The following is a 17,652-nucleotide window of genomic DNA, read 5'->3' on the forward strand; positions in this document are numbered from 1 at the left end:
CACTTTTTCAAGGAAATGGGAAGCGCGGGCGCAGAGATAACGGCGAGGTAACAGCATTTTTCGGGAAAATGCCGCCCTGCGGACGTGCCCGTTGCTGCCGAAACAGCGCGCACAAGCGGCGTTGGCGTTAGTCGCCCCAAAGGTGCTGATGCCGGTGAAGCCACGCCCGGAGCCGTTCCAGCCGCTCGAACGCCTGTGCTACCTGGGCAAGCTGCTGATGAAAATCTTGGGTGCGGTCGAGGGGTTGGGTCGCGAGGCGTATGGAAAAATACGTGTTGTGCTGAACCACGGCCGCCTGCGGTGGAAGGAGGTTTTTGAGTTGCCGCACAAGGTCGTCAGAGAAGTTCCGAAAGGTGGCGTCCACGTGGCCCTGCGCTAGTTTGTGATAAAACAGAATGCCCAGCAGGGCTTCGTCTCGGAGGATGGGCCAGTCGCTGTTGTGCGGCACAAGGTCTGGTTTCTTCATGCGAAAACGGGCATGGTGTTCTTCCCGGTAGTGCCAGTAAAGTTGCCAGAAACGTTGGACAGAGACAGAGTTGATGGGTTGGTAGCCTCTTCTTTGTTTCTGAACCGCAATCTGCAGCAGCTTGCTTTTGAAACGTCCTCGCGGCGTGCCTGATTGGTGGAGCCATTGGGCGATGGTTTCATAAGTAATGAAGCGATCAAACGCATGTTGTGCCTGGCAGAATGACGCTGGCGCGACCAGAACGCAATACGCTTCCTGGTAGGCCTGCGTTGTTTTGTACTGCTGCGCACGCAACAGATACCGTGCGAACTGATCTTCCTGAAACGAGGCATCCAGCTTGTTTTCAAGAAGCAGAAGAATGGGCGCCCCCTGCGACTCGTAGGCACACAAAATGTCGGTTTCGCCTAACCCAAATTCGGAAATGCTTTTCCACGCACCCAGCAGGTTTGAAAACGGGGGCAGGGCCAACTCTTGAAAAAACCACGCACAAAACGAAGCATCGGTCGATAGCTCCTCCAGCAGAAGCAGGTCAATGTCCCTTTCCTGAATGGACTCCACCGGTAACAGGTCACGTTCCATAGAGAGCGGTCGCTACTTTTCCAACGTTGGCGGGACGCGGTGGTGCGTGGCCTGTTCGTAGGCGTAGGTGAGTTTGATCAGGGTAGGCTCGGCGTACATGCGGCCCAGAAACTGCAGGCCGGCCGGGAGGTTTTCGCGCGTAAAGCCCATCGGAACCGTAAAGGCCGGTTGACCGGTGTGCGGCGCGATAATCTGGCTGTTGTCGCCCCGGTACTGCACCTGAAACGAGTCGATCAGGGCCGGCGGGTGGAGCCACGACGGATAGACGAGCGCGTCGAGCCGGAGGCTGTCCATCGTGTGTTCGATGGCTTCGCGAAATGCAATGCGGCGCGGATCGGTGTAGGCGTCCCCGCAGGGAACCTCCGGGAGCCCGCCCCGGCCGATGTGGTCTGCCTGATAGGCCAGCCCTTCGGCGGCGTAGTCCGACGTGGTGCCCACGCGGATGATGTCTTCCAGCGTCTGCATCGTGTCGCGGTGCACGTACGTCGCCAGGTACGCTTCCACGTCCTTCCGAAATTCGGCACACCACTGGTGTTGGCGCAACGCCGCGAAGTCGGGCACCGCCACCGAATCGACGACATCTGCCCCCTGGGCGCGCAGGTCAGCCAACGCTTGTTCGAACAGCGCTTTGATCTCCGGATTCGGGTCGTGGTCGCTCAGCGCGCGTAACACCCCGATGCGCGCTCCTTGCAGGCCGTCCGCTTGCAGAAACTGTTGGTAGTTGTCCGGAATTTTGCCCTCGGCCTGGCGCGTCAGCGGATCGTCCGGGTCAAACCCGGCCGTCACTTCCAGCACGCGGGTGGCGTCTTCCACTGTGCGGCACATCGGCCCCACCACGTCGTTGCGCAGGTAGAGGGGAATGATGGCGCTGCGGCTCACCAGCCCAAGCGTGGTGCGGAACCCGACCAGCGCGTTGTGCGACGAAGGCCCCCGGATCGAGTTGCCGGTGTCGGTACCCAGGCCGAGGGTGCCGAAATTCGCCGCGACCGCCGCGGCCGTCCCCCCGCTGGACCCCGCCGGAACGTGGTCGAGGTGGTAGGGATTGTGCGTGGTGCCGACGGTCGAACTTTCCGTGTGCATCGGACTGAACGCCCACTCGGCCATGTTCGACTTCGCCAGGACGATGGCGCCGGCATCCACCAGACGTTGGATGATAAAGGCATCGGCGTCCGGGACAAAATCCTGTAGCGCCAGCGCGCCCCCGGTCGTAGGCAGTCCTCTGGTATTGATGTTGTCTTTCACAATGACGGGAATGCCGTGCAGCGGTCGCAACTGCTGCGTGCGGGCAAATTCATCGTCCAGGGCCTGTGCCGCCGCCAGCGCTTCGGGATTCACCACCGAAATGGCGTGGGTCAGGGTATCCACCTCCTTAATGCGATCCAGGTAAGCCGCCACCAGTTGCTGCGCCGTAAAGCGCCCGGCCCGGTACGCCTCGTGAATGTCAGCGACGGTCAATTCGGTCAGGTCGAGGGGGGCAGCGGTTTGCTCGGGAGTGGGGTGGCAACGGAGCAGCAGGAGGGACAGGAGGCTGTAGAACAGCAGAAAACGTTTACCCATACAGAGTGGCTTAAAACAGATGCGTTCAAGTTACAGCATCGTGTCGGGATGTCCGAACAGCCCATGCATAATTCACGCGCCTGTCGGGGCTAGCGGTTGCCCTGTTTCAGGTGCTCTTCGATGTTTTTGAGACGACCCGCCATACTTTTGAGTCGCTTGTTCCTATCGATGAAACCGTTGTTATATCAGATAAGTTGGATTTGTGTCGCGCTTTCCTGCGCGGTGCCGATCAGGTAAAGCACCGCTGCCGGGCCCGATTTAATCCGCCCGATGTGCCACGAAAACGTGTCGTGGCGATCCAGCGAATGGATGAGCGCACGCATCTCGTCGACCGAGTAAGTGCGGAGTGACGAGACGATTCCGTCCCACCAGACGCACAGCGGGACTAACGGAATCAGGTAGGTGAAGACCAGCCGACCCAGGCGGAACGGCCGGATGAAGGGAGTGGTAAGCAGCACACTCACGGGCGAAAAGAACATGGCCAGCAGGCTCGGCAGGCTGTGTTCCTGCCCTTCGAAAATCGCGATGCCACTCCGGGCGTCGATGGCGTTTTGCAGGATGGCCCGGGCGTCGGCGGGACGGAAATGGTGCAACGCCAGAAACAGGGTGCGCAGTCCTTTCAGATGAGTCGGCACCTGCCGGGCATCGACCGGCACGTCGAGGTAATCCACATCTGGCCGGGTCTGTTGGAGGTAAGCGGCGGCATCCCGGTTCGGATAATAGTCGGTCTGAAGCACGCGCAGTTCCGGGAACTTCTGCCGGAGTTCGTCCAGCAATCCCAGCAACCCACCGCCACCGCCCGACGCCAGGTCGATCAGCTGCCGGCTGCCGCTCTGGCGGATGGCTTCGGCGAGCAAGGGAAGGATGGGGTGGAAGAGGCGGGTTTTGTTGGAAAGGAATTGCAGGAAGTCGGTCATGTAATTCCGCAAAAATGACGGGAAAGCCTGCTGGTCCTCAAATTCGAACAGGTGGATGCGTGCCATGTTGCCGGGGGGAGGGATGCGCATCGGTAAGATACGCCAAGCTATCTTCAACAAAAAATGAGCGGCTGTATGGTCTTACTTCTTCGGTCGTTTAACGGGTATTCTTCCCACCGCTTCAGCTTTGCCCATGCCTCCCTTGGTTGAGGATGGGGCTCGCATGCCTTCTACGTGTCGGGATTGTATAGCTGCATCCTGTTGCAATTGTGCCATGAGCTGGGGGGGAGTCGGTAAGTTGCCGGAGCGTCACACGCGCCTGTAGCTGCAGGTGTAAGCCGGTTAGGTTCGTAAAGCGGGTGCTGATTGCCTCCCAGGAAGGCAACCCATTCTTAACTTGGAAAGTAACTTCGTAGATCCCGGCCATGGAGTTGTGGTTAGTCTGAGTGGTACACGGTGACGCAGGCACGTGTCTCTAGAAAAAAAGTCCGGTTCCGAAGTCGGCTGACCCCGGAACCGGACCTGACGGATCGCCTGAACGACCCTGAAACTTTTTCTAACTATTAACTATTAGTAGTACCGGCCGATGAGCGGGTGGTTGACGATCAGACGGCGGAGTTCGAGCGGATCGATGGAGCCTTGCTGGCTGTAGACCCGTTTGCCGCCCGGCTCCACCAGCACGGTGTAGGGGAGGGCCCCGGCCCAGTCGGGATCGACGGCTTCCATCAGTGCGTATTTGTCGTCTTTGTCAAAGATGTAGTTCTCGACGGCCGAGTGCTCTTTTTGCAGGAACTTCAGCGCCTTGTCCTTCTGCTCGGGCTTGTCGGCGCTGATCGAAATGAACTCGAACGGGCGGTCGTTGTACATCCGCTCCATCACCACAAACTCGGGGTACTCGACCACGCAGGGACCGCACCAGGTGGCCCAGACGTTAATCAGCCGCAGCTTGTCGGTATCGTTTTTCAGGAGTTGCTGAATGCCCGCTTCGTCGATGGTTTCGAGCGTTACTTCCTGGGCGTCCCACTCGTTGTAAACCTTCTCTTTCATGTCGTTCTTCCAGGCCCATTTCGTGCTGCACCCAAAGGTTTTGGTCTGCGGATTGGCCACGTCGCGCCCGGCCAGCAGGTCGTCCAGCGCCGCGCGGATGTCTTCCGCCTGGGCCGTTCCTGGCTTTTCCGAGGCATCGAGCCGCCCTACATAGCGGAGCTTCCGGTCTTTGTCGAACACAAACGCGTGGGGCGTCGCCACGGGGCCGTAGGCGATAGAGACGGCCTGGTGGTCGCCATCGTAGAGGTAAGGGAAGTTGAAGTCTTCGTCTTCCGCGCGCATTTTCATGTCCTCGTACGTATCGCCGAGGTCGGTGTACCCTAGTTCGTCGTACAGAAGCGCCAGCGGACTGTTGGGCGAAATGGCGATGACCTGCACGCCTTTGCTTTGGTAGTCGGTGACCAGCTGCTTGATGCGCTCTTCGTAGGCCTGTGCCGTGGGGCAGTGGTTGCAGGTAAAAATGACCGCCAGCACGGGCGCGTCCTGGTATTCGGCCAGGGTGTGGTATTTGCCGTCGACGCCCGGTAGTTTGAAATCCGGGGCAGATGCGCCCAGTTCCAGGGTTTTGACGTCGGTTTTGTGGACCAGTTGCGGATTGACCTTGATTTCCTGCGATGCCAGCGTCACGTTTGAGGAGTCGGGGGCAGAAGCGGAGGTATCGGCCGTATCCTGACCCGACTGGCAGGCAGACAGCAGGGCGGCGAGTAGGAAGGGTGTGGAGTAGCGGATCATGGATGTATGGAGAGGTGATGGGTGATTGCTGAGGGCAAATTACAAATTACAAATTTGTCGCAAACGAAACGCAGAAGGGTTGTTGTGCCCCGCTACCAACAAGAGAGCGTCGGCCGCCGGAGTTACTGTGGCGTTGCCCACAAACACGTGTTTGGGACCGAAAAAAGCGCGGTAGCGATTTTTCTGTTTGCCTCGTCGCTCTTTTTCCCGGCTACGGTTCATTTTTCTGCGGAAACCCTCTAGTTTTAAGCAAAACCAACTTTATCCCATGAAACCTTCTCTTCTTTTTTTGCTGGCAGCGTGGCTGATCGCCCCGCTGGTCCAGGCGCAGACTTCTTTTCGGGTACTGGTGTTTTCCAAAACCAATGGCTACCGTCATGAGGCCATCGAAACGGGCGTCGCGACCGTGAAACAACTGGGCGCACAGTACAACTTTGACGTCGACACGACGGAAGATTCGCTCCAGTTCAATGACAATACGCTGAAGCAGTACGACGTGGTGGTGTTTCTGAACACGACGCAAAACGTGCTGGGCGAGGCCGAACAGGCCGCGTTCGAAAAGTACATCCAGAGCGGCAAGGGCTACGTCGGCATCCACGCCGCCGCCGACACCGAATACGACTGGCCCTGGTACGGGCAACTGGTCGGGCACTACTTTGATTCGCATCCGAAGCAACAGACGGCGATGTTACACGTAGAAGACGCTAAGCACCCGGCTTCGGCGCATCTGCCCGATCCGTGGGAGTGGACCGACGAGTGGTACAATTATAAGGAAGACCAGGCGGGCGACCTGACGGTGCTGCTCACCGTCGACGAAAGTAGCTACGAGGGCGGCAACATGGGCGCTATGCACCCGATGGCCTGGTACCACGAGTTCGACGGCGGCCGGGCGTTTTACACCGGCCTGGGCCACCGCGACGACTGTTACGAGAAGCCCGAATTTTTGCAGCACCTGTACGGAGCGCTCTACTGGGCCGCCACCGGCAAGAAAAAGCTGCCGAATATGGTAAGTACTGAGAAATAACCGTAAAATCTAAAAACTTTTGCTTCCCTTGGCCGAGAGTGTCATCTTTGCCCGCAGGAATAGCCACCAAACCAAAACTATGAAACCAACGCTTGTGATTTTGGCCGCCGGGATGGGCAGCCGTTACGGAGGATTAAAACAGATGGACCCGATGGGCCCCTCCGGTGAAGTCATCATCGACTACTCGATCTTCGACGCCATTCGGGCCGGCTTCGGCAAAGTCGTGTTCGTGATCCGTCGCGACATCGAAGCCGACTTCAAAGAAGCCTTCGGCGACAAACTGTCGAAGCAGATTCCGGTAGAATACGTCTATCAGGAGCCCGACGTCTCCAAATACACCTCCGAAACGGTGGAACGCAGCAAACCCTGGGGGACTGCGCAAGCCGTGCTGTCGGCCAAAGACGTGGTGAAGGAGCCTTTCGCCGTGATCAACGCCGACGACTACTACGGCAAAGAAGCCTACGAGCTGCTGGTGAAATTCCTCTCCGACCAACCGGCCGGAAACCACTATTCGATGGTAGGATACGAATTGCCCAAAACCCTTTCGGAGTTCGGAACCGTATCGCGTGGCGTGTGCAAGGTGGACGAAAACCGTTCCTTGACCGAGATTGTCGAGCGTAAAAAAGTGGGCCGCGACGAGGCCGGCACCATCCGCTTCCACAACCCGGACGGCGAGCGCGGTACGTTGGGCGAAGACACCATTGTGTCGATGAACATGTTCGGCTTTACGCCCACCTTCTTCGACTATATCGACGAGTATTTCGGCAACTTCGTACGCGAAAACATCAAAGATCCGTCGGCCGAAATGACCATTCCCGACATTCTGAACGAACTGATCGCCAAGAACGAAGTGTCGGTCAAAGTGCTGACTTCGCGCGACTCCTGGTTCGGCGTAACCTACAAAGAAGACAAGCCCGACGTGATCGGGCGGCTCAACTCCCTGATCGAGGGAGGTGTGTACCCCGATAACCTCTGGGGGAACTAAACACGAGTCGATTCACGTACTAGAGAAAGCCACTGCTTCTGAGCGGTGGCTTTTTTCGTACGGACCCTCTGGGATTGCCGCAACGAGAAAAACCGGGAAAGCTTCTTTCAGGACATCCTGACGTGAGAAGCGAGGCCCAACGAACGAGAAACGCAGCACGCTGCCATTTGTCATTTGCTACTTTGAAACTCATCAGTTCCTTCTTCGTCTTTCTGGTGCGGTTCTACCAACTGGCCATTTCGCCCCTGTTTCCGCCCTCGTGCCGGTATACGCCGACGTGTTCGCAGTACATGCTGGAGGCGATTCGCCTCCACGGACCTTTCCGCGGGGGGTGGATGGGCCTGAAGCGCATGAGCCGTTGCCATCCGTGGGGCGGACATGGGTACGATCCTGTTCCCAAAAAGAAAGAAGCAGATATTTCTTCGTCCTGTTAATTTTGCGGTAGGCAGGTGCCCGCAACGCACCCGCACCGTGTTTTCAATTGCATTCGTATTATTGTCTTGTTCCATGCTACTTCATAACCGCGTCAACGGCAAAGAACTCAAGCAGAAACTCCAGCAAAGCCAGGAACCCCGTACCACGCTGTCGTTTTACCGCTACGTCCGCATCGACGACCCGGCCGCCCTGCGCGACGAACTGTACGCGCAGTGGATGCAGTGGCGGGTGTGGGGGCGCGTCTACGTCGCCCAGGAAGGGATCAACGCCCAGGTGAGCGTTCCGACCGAACACTTCGAAGCGTACCGCGACGCCATTTACCAGCATCCGTACCTTGGGCAGCTCCGGCTGAACGTGGCTGTCGAAGACGACGGCAAGTCGTTCTTCAAGCTGGCGATCAAAGTGCGGCCCAAAATTGTCGCCGACGGCCTGAATGACACCACGTTCGACGTGACCAACAAAGGGCAGCACCTCTCGGCCGAAGCGTTTAACCGCATCGCCGAAGATCCGAATACGATCATCGTCGATATGCGCAACCACTACGAAGCTGAGGTGGGGCATTTCGAAGGGGCCATCCGCCTCGACGCCGACTCGTTCCGCGATGCCCTTCCGATGGCTGAGCGGGAGCTGGAAGGCCAGCAGGAGAAAAACGTGGTGATGTATTGCACCGGCGGCATCCGCTGCGAAAAGGCAAGCGCCTATTTTAAGCACAAAGGCTATAAAAACGTCTTTCAGCTGGAAGGCGGCATCATCAAATACGCCCACGAAGTGCAGGAAAAAGGCCTGCCCAACAAGTTTCGGGGGAAAAACTTTGTGTTCGACGAGCGGCTGGGCGAGCGTGTCGGCCACGAGGTGATCAGTCACTGCCATCAGTGTGGCGCGCCGTGCGATACGCACACCAACTGCGACAACACCGCCTGCAACCTACTGTTTATCCAGTGCGAGGCCTGTGCGGCCCAGTACGAAGGTTGTTGCTCCGATACCTGCCAGGAGGTGACGCACCTGCCCGAAGAAGAGCAGCAGAAAATCCGCCAGCAGCAACCCGCCAAAACGCGGTTCAGCAAGGGACGCCTCACGGCCCGCCCGACGGTAGGCGACCAGTAAACCGACTCCAATCTGGCGTGCAGACAGTACGCGCAACCTCCTTACCACCACCTGCGGCACCGCGGCTGGTGGTTTTTTGTTATGGAAGAAACTAAAATGTTTTCGCCACGTTTATCATCTCCCGTATCGGCACGGAAAATGCTTAATTCTTACGCAGATACGTTCTTGTATGAACTTGTGTGCTCGTAACCAACTGAAAATCACACTTTAGCGCGAGGGAACTCCCGCACGGGGCCGAAGGAGCACTTCGCCCGTACCCGAGTCCACGCCAAACCATTTTGCTATGATTCTATCGGGAAAAGAAATTAAGAAGAAGCTGGGAAAGGAGATCCACATTGCTCCCTTCAACGAAGCGCAACTCAATCCCAACAGCTATAACCTGCGGCTGCACCAGGAGCTGCTGGTCTACGAAAATCAGGTGCTCGACATGAAGGAGCCCAATCCGTACCGGCGCATTCAGATTCCGGAAGAGGGGCTGGTGCTGCAACCCGGCGAATTGTACCTCGGTCGGACGATCGAAACCACCCGGGCCGATTGTTACGTCCCGATGCTGGAAGGCCGCTCGTCGGTCGGTCGGCTGGGCATTTTCATTCACATCACGGCGGGCCTGGGCCACGTCGGCGCCAATGGCTACTGGACGCTGGAAATTGCCTGCATCAAGCCCGTGCGGATTTACGCCGGTGTCGAAATCTGCCAAATCTATTTTTCGGAACTGCAAGGGGCCTACACGGCCTACAACAGCAAAAAATACCACAACAACAACGGCGTGCAGCCGAGCCTGATGTACACGGAGTTTGCGCCGAAGGTGGAGCACTCCTGATCGCCGAAAGTTTAAGGAATCCAACTCCCTTTCTGCCTCACCACGCTGTGGGGTAGAAGGGGAGTTGTTGCTTAAGCACCCTTACTCTTTGGCAGGCGAGGCTTGACTCACCGGGACTTCTTCATAATCGGCTTTCGGGCTGCCGCAAACGGGACATTGGTACGTGTCGGGTACGTCGGCGAACGGCGTTTCGGGCGCGATGTGGTTCAGCGCATCGCCGTACGCCTCGTCGTAGATGTTGAGGCAATGGCGACAGCGGAAGCGCTTGTTGAGCGATTTTTGCGCTGTGGGGGCTTTTTCTGCCCCTTTTTTGTGCGCGTCGAGCTGGTCATAATACTGCTTGCTGAGTTCGATGAGCAGCGAAGGCACAATCTCTTTCGACACGCGGCGCGCGTAGGTAAAGTACTCGAACGTATTGGGGTTGAAGTCTCGCGCGTACAGCACGTTGAACGCGTCGGGATCGTCGGGTGTCGCTTTGGGATTTTTCTCGATCACCACCGAGGTAAAAAGAATTTTGTGTGCCTGCGTTTTGACCGTGAATGTCAGCCCGTACGTGCTGATGTCCTGCTGGTCGAGCATCCGCACGAAGTATTTTTTCAGTTCGAGCGCTTCCTGGTTAAGCACCGGCAAATGCCAGTTCAGTTCCAGGGACGAGTGGCGTACGTTGATGCCGTTTTTCCCCAGCAGTTTCTCCCAGATCACCCGGTCTTTTTCGGCAATGCCCTTGACAATGAACGACTTCCAGGGCGTCAGGCTGAGCTTTCCCACGTTGGTTTCCAGGCATAAATCGCACAGCGCCCGCATAAAATCGACATAAAAGCAGTTGTTCCGCCAGTACAGGCCCAGCCAGTACTTGCCTTCCTGCGTGCGGTTCATGCCCTCGTAATAGGGGAACGTCGGCTCCGGAAACGTAAGCGGCGCCTGAATCTCGCGGGTGTTGAACGTCACCTGCTCCTGCACCCGACGGTAAATTTCCGGGGCGGTAAGCGTCCGGCTGCGCGGGTTGAGTTGCTCAATGGCCCGGGCCACTTTCGCCAGGTCGAAGCCGTAGATCAGGTCCGGGGCGCACCACGGAAGCGGATCGAGTTCCGAGTAGCGGATGTAGAGGTACCAGTAGTTGTCGAACTGCGAGGCAATGAAGTTGATGTTGCCGGTAAACAGCGGCACCATGCTCTGCATCGGGTCCACCAGGTTGATTTTCTCCTGGGGCTGGTAGTCGAACGTGTCGAGCACGTAATGGTAGATGTGCGACGCCAGCCACTTGGTGGAAGGCATCACGTCGAGCGAGACGTACGAGCTGACGATGTTCTGGTTGACTTTCTGGTTGAGTTCGTATTCCAGGGGTAGGTCGCGCAGGGCGTCGATTACGCCTTCGGCTTCCGGGTCGGGTACCGGAAAAAGGATGTCCTGCCGCGAACCGAGGTGGAAATAATCGAACCCGAGGTGCTGGGCCACTTCCAGAATTTTGCGGAAATCGCCGGGCGAAAGAATGCCTCCCTTTACGAACACGCGCACCAGTTGCTCACTAGTAGTCATACCCGTAAGGTAGATATTTTCTGTCTGAACCATCATTAGGCGGTAACGGGCGCTTCGGCCGGAATCCGGGAAGCGAGTTGAGTGTCGAGAATACTTTTGACTTCGGGCTTGCAACTGCCGCAGCCTAGCCCGGCCCCGGTCTGCTGGCACAGGCTTCGGAATTCGGTACACCCTGCCGCCACGGCCGCTTCGAGGTTGCCCCTGCCGACGTTGCCACACGAGCAGACCAGTTTGCCCAGCACGGGACGGCTTTCGCCCCCGCCGCGCAGCAGTTTGTTGCGTTTTTCGGCCAGCTCGGTCTGTTGTTCAATCAGCGCCTTGAACTCCGCAAACTCGGCTTTGTCGCCCATCAGAATGGCCCCGACCAGCCGGTCGTCGCGGATGATGCACTTCTTGTAATATCCCTGCGAGCGATCCAGCATCACGATTTCTTCATACGCTTCCCGGTCGCGGTGCGGAATTTCGGGTAGCCCGACGGAGCACAGATCGAGGTTGGAAAACTTGAGGATGTTCATGGGCACGGACCCTTCGTAGAGGCTCAGCAGATCGCCGGCCAGGAAACGAGCCGCGTTGTCGGCCATCTGTTCGGCGGCGGCCGTAGTGCCGTTCAGTTGCTCGCGGTGCTCGGCCAGCTCGCCCAGGGCAAAAATGTGCGGGTCGCTGGTCTGGAGGTAGTCGTTGACCTTCACGCCCCGTCCGCAGGCAAGGGCCGCGCCCTGCGCCAGTTCGATGTTCGGGCGGGTGCCGATGGCGTACACCACGGCGTCGCATTCCAGCTGCTTGCCGCTTTTCAGACGCGTGTGGATCGGCCGGCCCACGCCCTGAGTTTCCACCAGTTGGACCTGGTCGTCCACCAACACGCGGACGCCCATGGATTCTACTTTTTCGCGCAGCAGCGTGCTGGCCATTGTGTCGAGCTGCCGTTCCATCAGGCGCGACGAAAGCTGCACGATGGTGACGTCGGCCTCGATTTCGGTCAGCGATGCGGCCAGTTCCAGCCCCAGCAGTCCCCCGCCCACAATCAGCACCCGCCCCTTGTCGGGCAGGTAAGCCTTCAGGCGGTCGGCGTTGTCGCGGTTGCGCATGGTGAACAGGCCGGGGAGGTGCATCGGGACATCGGGCGGCACAAAAGCGCGGCTGCCGGTGGCCAGAATCAACTGGTCGTAGGCATGTTCTTTCCCGTACGAGTCGGTAACGGTTTTGCGGTCGCGGTTCACCCGCACAATCGGATTGGCTACGTGCAGCGTGGCGTTCAGGGCTTCAAATTCGTCCTGGGTCTTGAACTTCAGCAGATCTTCCCATTGCAGGTGGCTGTTGACGTAGTCGGGGAGGAGCACCCGGTTGTAGAACGGATGTTCTTCTTTCGAAAAAACGTGCAGTTCGTCTTCCTGATTCAGTTCGCGGTAGGTGTGCAGGAAACGGTACGCCGCCGCACCCGCCCCAACGATGACGATCTTCTGGCGGGGCTGCCGGTAGCGCTCCACCTCGACGGCCGAAAACTTGAAGTCGGGCTCTTTCGAAACCGGATCGACCACGTTGTTTGTCAGGTTGTTGGCACGGCCAAAGTCTCGGTTCAGAATCTTGCCCCAGTGCATGGGAAGAAATACGACGCCCCGCTTGATGTCGCCGCTGATGTGCGCATGGACCCGTACCTCGCCGCGCAGGTTGCGGACCACAACCGTGTCCCCATGCTGGATGTCGCGTTGGCGGGCGTCGTCCGGATGAATCTCCAGGAATGGCGTCGGGCGATGTTGGCCCAGCTTGCGGACTTTGCCCGTGCGGGTCATCGTGTGCCACTGGTCACGGACGCGGCCGGTGGTCAGCACCAGCGGAAAGTCGGGCGAGACGTGTTCGGAAGCATTTTGGGCTCCGCTGGGCAAAATCTGAGCGCGTTGGTTCGGCGTATAAAACTGGCGATCTGTAAACAGCCGGGGCGTGCCGCCGTGGCCGGGCGAGGGAACCGGCCATTGAACCGATCCTTGCGTTTTCAGCACATCGTAGCTCAGGCCCGAAATGTCGATGTTGGTGCCTTGGGTCAGGGCACAGTGCTCGGCGTACACGGCCGCCTGATCGGGAAAGTCGAAGCCCGAGTAGCCCATTTTCCGGGCAAAGCGGCAGAAAATCTCCGCATCGGGCAGGGCTTCGCCGGGCGCCTCGACCACCTTGGGCAGGTAGGTGATGCGCCGCTCCGAGTTGGTCATGGTGCCTTCTTTCTCCAGCCAGCCGGCAGCGGGCAGCACCAGGTCGGCGTATTTGGCCGTGTCGGAACGGTTCGAAATGTCCTGCACCACCACAAAGCGGGCATTTTTCAGCGCTTCGTCGGCCAGGCGGGCGTCGGGAAGGCTGACCAGCGGATTGGTACAGACGATCCAGACGGCCTTCATCCGTCCGTCGCGCAGGGCATCGAACATTTGCGTGGCCGTCAGGCCGGGTTTCTCCGAAATCTTCTCAACGCCCCAGAAGCGCGCCACTTCGTCGCGGTGCGCCGGGTTCAACAGGTTGCGGTGCGCTGCCAGCAGGCTCGACATGCCCCCGACTTCGCGTCCGCCCATCGCGTTGGGCTGGCCGGTTAGCGAGAACGGCCCGGAGCCGGGCTTGCCGATGTGGCCCGTAATCAGGTTGAGGTTCAGGAGGGCCAGGTTTTTGTTCACACCCTGCGCACTCTGGTTTAGGCCCATGGCCCACATGGTGATGAATCCTTTCGATTCGGCAATGTAGCGGGCCGCTAGGCGGATGTCTTCGACGGGCACGTCGCAGTGCGCAGCGGCTTCTTCCAGCGTGGTCTGCATCACTTCGTCGCGGTACGTCTCGAACCCGTCGGTGTGGTGCTGGATGAAGTGGAGGTCGATGTCGCCGTTCTCGATCAGCGCCCGGCCGATCGCCTGGTACACGATCGTGTCGGTACCCGGCCGGATTTGCAGGTGCAGGTCGGCCATCTGGCAGGTTTGCGTCCGGCGCGGATCGACCACGATCATTTTCATAGCCGGATGCTGTTCTTTCCGTTGCTCAATGCGGCGGAACAAAATGGGGTGGCACCACGCCGGATTCGCGCCCGCAATGAAGAAGCAATCGGCCAGTTCGATGTCCTCATAGCTGATCGGTACCGAATCTTCACCCAGCGCTTTGACGTAGCCCGCCACGGCCGAGCTCATGCAGAGCCGCGAGTTGGTGTCGATGTTGTTGGTGCCCAGAAACCCTTTCGTCAGTTTATTGACCAGGTAATACTCTTCCGTCAGGCATTGCCCCGACACGTAGAAACCAACCGAGTCGGGGCCGTACTGCCGGATCAGGGACTTGAACACCGCCGCCGCCCGGGTCAGGGCCGTGTCCCAGCTGACCCGCTCGAGCGGGTGCTGACGGCTGGCGCGCAGTTGCGGATAAAGCATCCGGTCTTGCTGATCTGACACGACGTAGTGCAGGTTCATCCCTTTGGAGCAAAGCATGCCCCGGTTTACGGGATGGTCCGGATCGCCCTTGACGTGCAGTTTGCCCCGGGCATCCTGTTGTACCAGAATACCACAACCTACGCCACAGTAGGAGCAGGTAGAACGATGGGTGTGAGTCGAATGAGGTACGGCCATGAGAACAAGCGGGTAGAGGTAAACGTCCGCGTGGAAGCAGACGCGTGGATCACGCGTTAAGAAGCCGGACAGAACGCGTGCGCTCCGTCCGGCTGGAAACTGATCAAATTAGGCAGCGAGGGTCGCCTCGACGGGCTTCTGTTCGGCCAGGAGGGCGTCCATTTCTTCGCGGGCCCGTGCTTCGTCTTCTTTCGAGAAGCGCACCAGCAAGGTGAACAGGGAGGTGACCGCTACGCAGATGCCCAGAATGGTCAGGGCTTCCGGGTACGACAGGCTCTCGGACTTGAACAGAAAACCTGCGGCCACCGCGCCGGCGTTGCCACCTGCCCCTACGATGCCGGAAATGGCTCCCAGGGCTTTGCGGTTTACGAACGGCACCACCGAATACGTAGCGCCTTCCGACATCTGCACGAACAGGCTGAAGACGATCATGGAGATGATGGCGATGGGCAGCACCGTCATTTTCGAGAACAGGATCAGGGCCAGACCTTCGATCAGGATCACGACTCCCAGAAAGCCCACGCGCCCTTTCAGACCCCATTTGATGCCGGCTTTGTCGCCGAAGACGCCGCCCAGCGAGCGGGCAAACAGGTTCATCAGTCCGAACAACCCGGCGATCAGACCGGCGGTTTTTACGTCCAGGTTAAAGTAGTCGTGGTAGTAGATGGCCGCTACGTTGTTGATCGTCAGTTCCACGCCGAAGCAGGCTCCGTAGACCAGAAATAGCGCCCACACGCGGTAGTCCGAGGCGGCTTTCAGGAAGCTGCTGCCGCTGTTTTTGCTTTTCAGGGCAAACTCAGGATCGTTCCGCTTCAGGTCGGCCACGTTGCCCTGCGGCAGGTCGGTCGTAAAGCGATAGTACAGGAAAGCACACACGAGCAACGCCACCCCGGGCACCACCATCGCCAGCCGCCAGGCCGTGGTGTCGATGAAGCCCAGGCCGACGAAACCGGCGAAAATCAACGGCATGACCATCTGTGTTACGCCCCCGCCCAGGTTCCCCCAGCCGGCAGTGGTGGCGTTGGCCGTCCCGACCACGTTGGGCGCGAACATCACCGACGTGTGGTACTGCGTGATCACGAACGATGCCCCGATGGCCCCGATGGCCAGGCGAAACAAAAGAAACGTCTCGTAGCTGTTGCTCAGGCCGATCAGAATGACCGGAATGGAACCGAGGGCCAGCAGCCAGGTGTAGGCAATCCGCGGGCCGATCTTGTCGCAGAGCCAGCCGATGGCCAGCCGTGCAAATACCGTAATGGCAACCGACGAGATGATGATGTTACCGATCTGTCCTTTGGTCAGTCCCAGTTCGTCGCGGACCACGGCCATCAGCGGCGCAATACCGAACCAGCCGAAAAAACAGAGGAAGAAGGCGAACCAGCTCAGGTGAAAGGCGCGCATCTGCGGCGTTTTCAGGCTGAAAAGGTTGATGGAAGTGGCTTTGGAAGACGATTTCATAGCCTTGACAAGGTTAAGGTTAGACAATTGGATTCGTAAAGGGATGCGTGATTAGTGGGCTGAACTGAACAGCGTGGGTTTGATGGTGAACATGAGCCACGCCCACTGGTTGCCGCCTGCGCTGGTGGTGCCTTTGAGGGCGTCCATCGAAGCCGAGGAGAAGAGTTGGGAATAGCCGCCTTGCAGGGACACGCCCTCGGTCAGGGCCAGGTTGAACACTAGGTCGATTTCTTGTCCGAGCGAGCTGGAGAGTTCTTCCAGCGAGCCGTCGCCCGCCGGGCGGGTAACGGTGGCCGCCGCGTTGAACTGATGCAGTTGCCCCAACAGCACGGCCTTTTTGCCCAGCTTGAATTTGGTCTTGACGTAGAAGTCGGCCAGTCCTTTGTTCTGGTGTCCGTTGCCTACGTAGAAGTAGTCCATAAAGCCGTAAAACTTGTGGTTTGTGCCGTAGAGCGGGTTAAACGCGCGGTCTTTCGTGTCGGTGGCGTCCGTACCCGAGAGGTAGTCGACCCCGACGGTGAGGGGCGTAAGGGCCGTTTTGAACGTCGCGTCGAAGGCCGCCAGGTAGGCACTGATGGTCTGGCCACCCGCGTTTTTACCACCCTGGTAATAGAGCTCGCCCGTCAAATTGAGGCCCCCCAGTTTGCGCTCGGCGTAGAGGCCGTAGGTCTGCCGGAAGTTTACGCCCGACGTATCGAGGGTCTGACGGCCGTCGTTGTGAACCAGGAGCGATGCTTTCATCACGTCGTTTTCCTGGTGCAGCCAGAGGTACTGCATGGTTTTGTAGTTGCCACCGGCACGGGCGTTGGCCAGATCGTAGTAAGTACCCGATAGCTTGCCGGGCTCAAACGCTACCGACTGGTTGTAGGCCGCCCCGAAGTGGGCCTGAAAGCCCGAAGGCGCTTTGTAGAGGAACAGGGCGGCATCGTGACTGCGACCCTGTTGCGCCCAGTCGAGGTCGCCCAGAAAGCGGGCGTTGTCGTAGTCGAGGGCCTGCCGTCCGGCGCGTACCGAAAACTGCGGTGTGAAGAAGTACTCGCCCCAGGCTTCGTAGACGTTGAACAGCGCCGGGTCGTCGTTTTTGTAAATCTGGTTGGCCCCACCCCAGATGCGGACGTCTTGCAGGGTAAGGCGGAAAGCCATTTTCTCGGCTTTGTAGCCGGCGTACAGGCGGGAGCGCTGCTCTACGAAAAAAGCCGGATCGGTCGCCAGCGTGTTCGGGGATTTAAAGCCGTTGCGGAATTCGGCCCGGGGGCGAACTTCCCCCTGTAGCGTGAACTGCGCGAAGGTCTCTGTGGTACCTGCAAAAGACAGTACGGAGAGGAGGAGCACGCGTAAGTAGTACTGTTTCATGTCCGTAAGGAGAGTTAAGAAGTGGAGAGCGTTAGAATGAGAAGATCTACGTAAGTGG

At 58.7% G+C, this 17,652-nt stretch carries 13 protein-coding genes; 5 read left to right on the forward strand and 8 right to left on the reverse strand.

What is annotated here, in order from left to right; translation table 11 throughout:
- Positions 1-127: 127 nt before the first annotated feature.
- The 4 genes from BLR44_RS22805 to BLR44_RS22820 form a co-directional block, all read right to left on the reverse strand.
- Positions 128-1,045 carry a PD-(D/E)XK nuclease family protein gene (locus BLR44_RS22805; RefSeq protein ID WP_089686520.1) on the reverse strand — a complete coding sequence of 306 codons (918 nt, stop codon included), beginning with the start codon at positions 1,043-1,045 and terminating at the stop codon, positions 128-130.
- A 12-nt stretch (positions 1,046-1,057) separates the two neighbouring features.
- Positions 1,058-2,602 (reverse strand): amidase, encoded by a 1,545-nt coding sequence (locus BLR44_RS22810; protein ID WP_089686522.1) that lies wholly within the window; start codon positions 2,600-2,602, stop codon positions 1,058-1,060.
- A 185-nt stretch (positions 2,603-2,787) separates the two neighbouring features.
- A complete protein-coding gene (locus BLR44_RS22815) occupies positions 2,788-3,609 on the reverse strand; it encodes a hypothetical protein (protein WP_245706150.1) in 822 nt (273 codons plus the stop codon).
- A 480-nt stretch (positions 3,610-4,089) separates the two neighbouring features.
- Positions 4,090-5,298, reverse strand: coding sequence for a redoxin domain-containing protein (locus BLR44_RS22820; RefSeq protein ID WP_089686524.1), 1,209 nt, complete (start codon positions 5,296-5,298; stop codon positions 4,090-4,092).
- A gap of 268 nt (positions 5,299-5,566) precedes the next feature.
- Here BLR44_RS22820 and BLR44_RS22825 point away from each other — a divergent pair, with 268 nt between their 5' ends.
- From BLR44_RS22825 to dcd, 5 genes are all read left to right on the forward strand, one after another.
- The gene (locus BLR44_RS22825; RefSeq protein ID WP_089686527.1) at positions 5,567-6,322 is read left to right on the forward strand and encodes a ThuA domain-containing protein; all 756 of its coding nucleotides are present in this window, start codon (positions 5,567-5,569) and stop codon (positions 6,320-6,322) included.
- A 79-nt stretch (positions 6,323-6,401) separates the two neighbouring features.
- Positions 6,402-7,307 (forward strand): nucleotidyltransferase family protein, encoded by a 906-nt coding sequence (locus BLR44_RS22830; protein ID WP_089686528.1) that lies wholly within the window; start codon positions 6,402-6,404, stop codon positions 7,305-7,307.
- A gap of 182 nt (positions 7,308-7,489) precedes the next feature.
- Positions 7,490-7,741 (forward strand): membrane protein insertion efficiency factor YidD, encoded by a 252-nt coding sequence (gene yidD, locus BLR44_RS22835; RefSeq protein WP_089686530.1) that lies wholly within the window; start codon positions 7,490-7,492, stop codon positions 7,739-7,741.
- A 73-nt stretch (positions 7,742-7,814) separates the two neighbouring features.
- Positions 7,815-8,846, forward strand: coding sequence for an oxygen-dependent tRNA uridine(34) hydroxylase TrhO (locus BLR44_RS22840; RefSeq protein WP_089686532.1), 1,032 nt, complete (start codon positions 7,815-7,817; stop codon positions 8,844-8,846).
- Positions 8,847-9,129: 283 nt separating this feature from the next.
- Positions 9,130-9,666, forward strand: coding sequence for a dCTP deaminase (gene dcd, locus BLR44_RS22845; protein ID WP_089686534.1), 537 nt, complete (start codon positions 9,130-9,132; stop codon positions 9,664-9,666).
- Between the two features lie 81 nt (positions 9,667-9,747).
- Here dcd and BLR44_RS22850 read toward each other — a convergent pair whose 3' ends face one another.
- The 4 genes from BLR44_RS22850 to BLR44_RS22865 form a co-directional block, all read right to left on the reverse strand.
- Positions 9,748-11,202: a rubredoxin gene (locus BLR44_RS22850; RefSeq protein ID WP_089686939.1), complete on the reverse strand. Its 1,455-nt coding sequence runs from the start codon at positions 11,200-11,202 to the stop codon at positions 9,748-9,750.
- Between the two features lie 35 nt (positions 11,203-11,237).
- Positions 11,238-14,783 carry a nitrate reductase gene (locus BLR44_RS22855; protein ID WP_089686536.1) on the reverse strand — a complete coding sequence of 1,182 codons (3,546 nt, stop codon included), beginning with the start codon at positions 14,781-14,783 and terminating at the stop codon, positions 11,238-11,240.
- A gap of 108 nt (positions 14,784-14,891) precedes the next feature.
- The gene (locus tag BLR44_RS22860; protein WP_176956175.1) at positions 14,892-16,241 is read right to left on the reverse strand and encodes an MFS transporter; all 1,350 of its coding nucleotides are present in this window, start codon (positions 16,239-16,241) and stop codon (positions 14,892-14,894) included.
- 51 nt (positions 16,242-16,292) lie between these two features.
- A complete protein-coding gene (locus BLR44_RS22865; RefSeq protein WP_089686537.1) occupies positions 16,293-17,594 on the reverse strand; it encodes an alginate export family protein in 1,302 nt (433 codons plus the stop codon).
- Positions 17,595-17,652 lie beyond the last annotated feature (58 nt).

Origin of the sequence: Catalinimonas alkaloidigena, from assembly GCF_900100765.1 — a bacterium.
Lineage (GTDB): Bacteria > Bacteroidota > Bacteroidia > Cytophagales > Flexibacteraceae > Mooreia > Mooreia alkaloidigena.

Coding starts and splice junctions, on each gene's coding strand:
- dcd (WP_089686534.1), top strand. CDS start 9,130: ATGATTCTATCGGGAAAAGAAATTAAGAAGAAGCTGGGAAAGGAGATC.
- BLR44_RS22865 (WP_089686537.1), bottom strand. CDS start 17,594: ATGAAACAGTACTACTTACGCGTGCTCCTCCTCTCCGTACTGTCTTTT.
- BLR44_RS22840 (WP_089686532.1), top strand. CDS start 7,815: ATGCTACTTCATAACCGCGTCAACGGCAAAGAACTCAAGCAGAAACTC.
- BLR44_RS22820 (WP_089686524.1), bottom strand. CDS start 5,298: ATGATCCGCTACTCCACACCCTTCCTACTCGCCGCCCTGCTGTCTGCC.
- BLR44_RS22850 (WP_089686939.1), bottom strand. CDS start 11,202: ATGACTACTAGTGAGCAACTGGTGCGCGTGTTCGTAAAGGGAGGCATT.
- BLR44_RS22825 (WP_089686527.1), top strand. CDS start 5,567: ATGAAACCTTCTCTTCTTTTTTTGCTGGCAGCGTGGCTGATCGCCCCG.
- BLR44_RS22805 (WP_089686520.1), bottom strand. CDS start 1,045: ATGGAACGTGACCTGTTACCGGTGGAGTCCATTCAGGAAAGGGACATT.
- BLR44_RS22830 (WP_089686528.1), top strand. CDS start 6,402: ATGAAACCAACGCTTGTGATTTTGGCCGCCGGGATGGGCAGCCGTTAC.
- BLR44_RS22855 (WP_089686536.1), bottom strand. CDS start 14,783: ATGGCCGTACCTCATTCGACTCACACCCATCGTTCTACCTGCTCCTAC.
- BLR44_RS22815 (WP_245706150.1), bottom strand. CDS start 3,609: ATGCGCATCCCTCCCCCCGGCAACATGGCACGCATCCACCTGTTCGAA.
- BLR44_RS22810 (WP_089686522.1), bottom strand. CDS start 2,602: ATGGGTAAACGTTTTCTGCTGTTCTACAGCCTCCTGTCCCTCCTGCTG.
- BLR44_RS22860 (WP_176956175.1), bottom strand. CDS start 16,241: ATGAAATCGTCTTCCAAAGCCACTTCCATCAACCTTTTCAGCCTGAAA.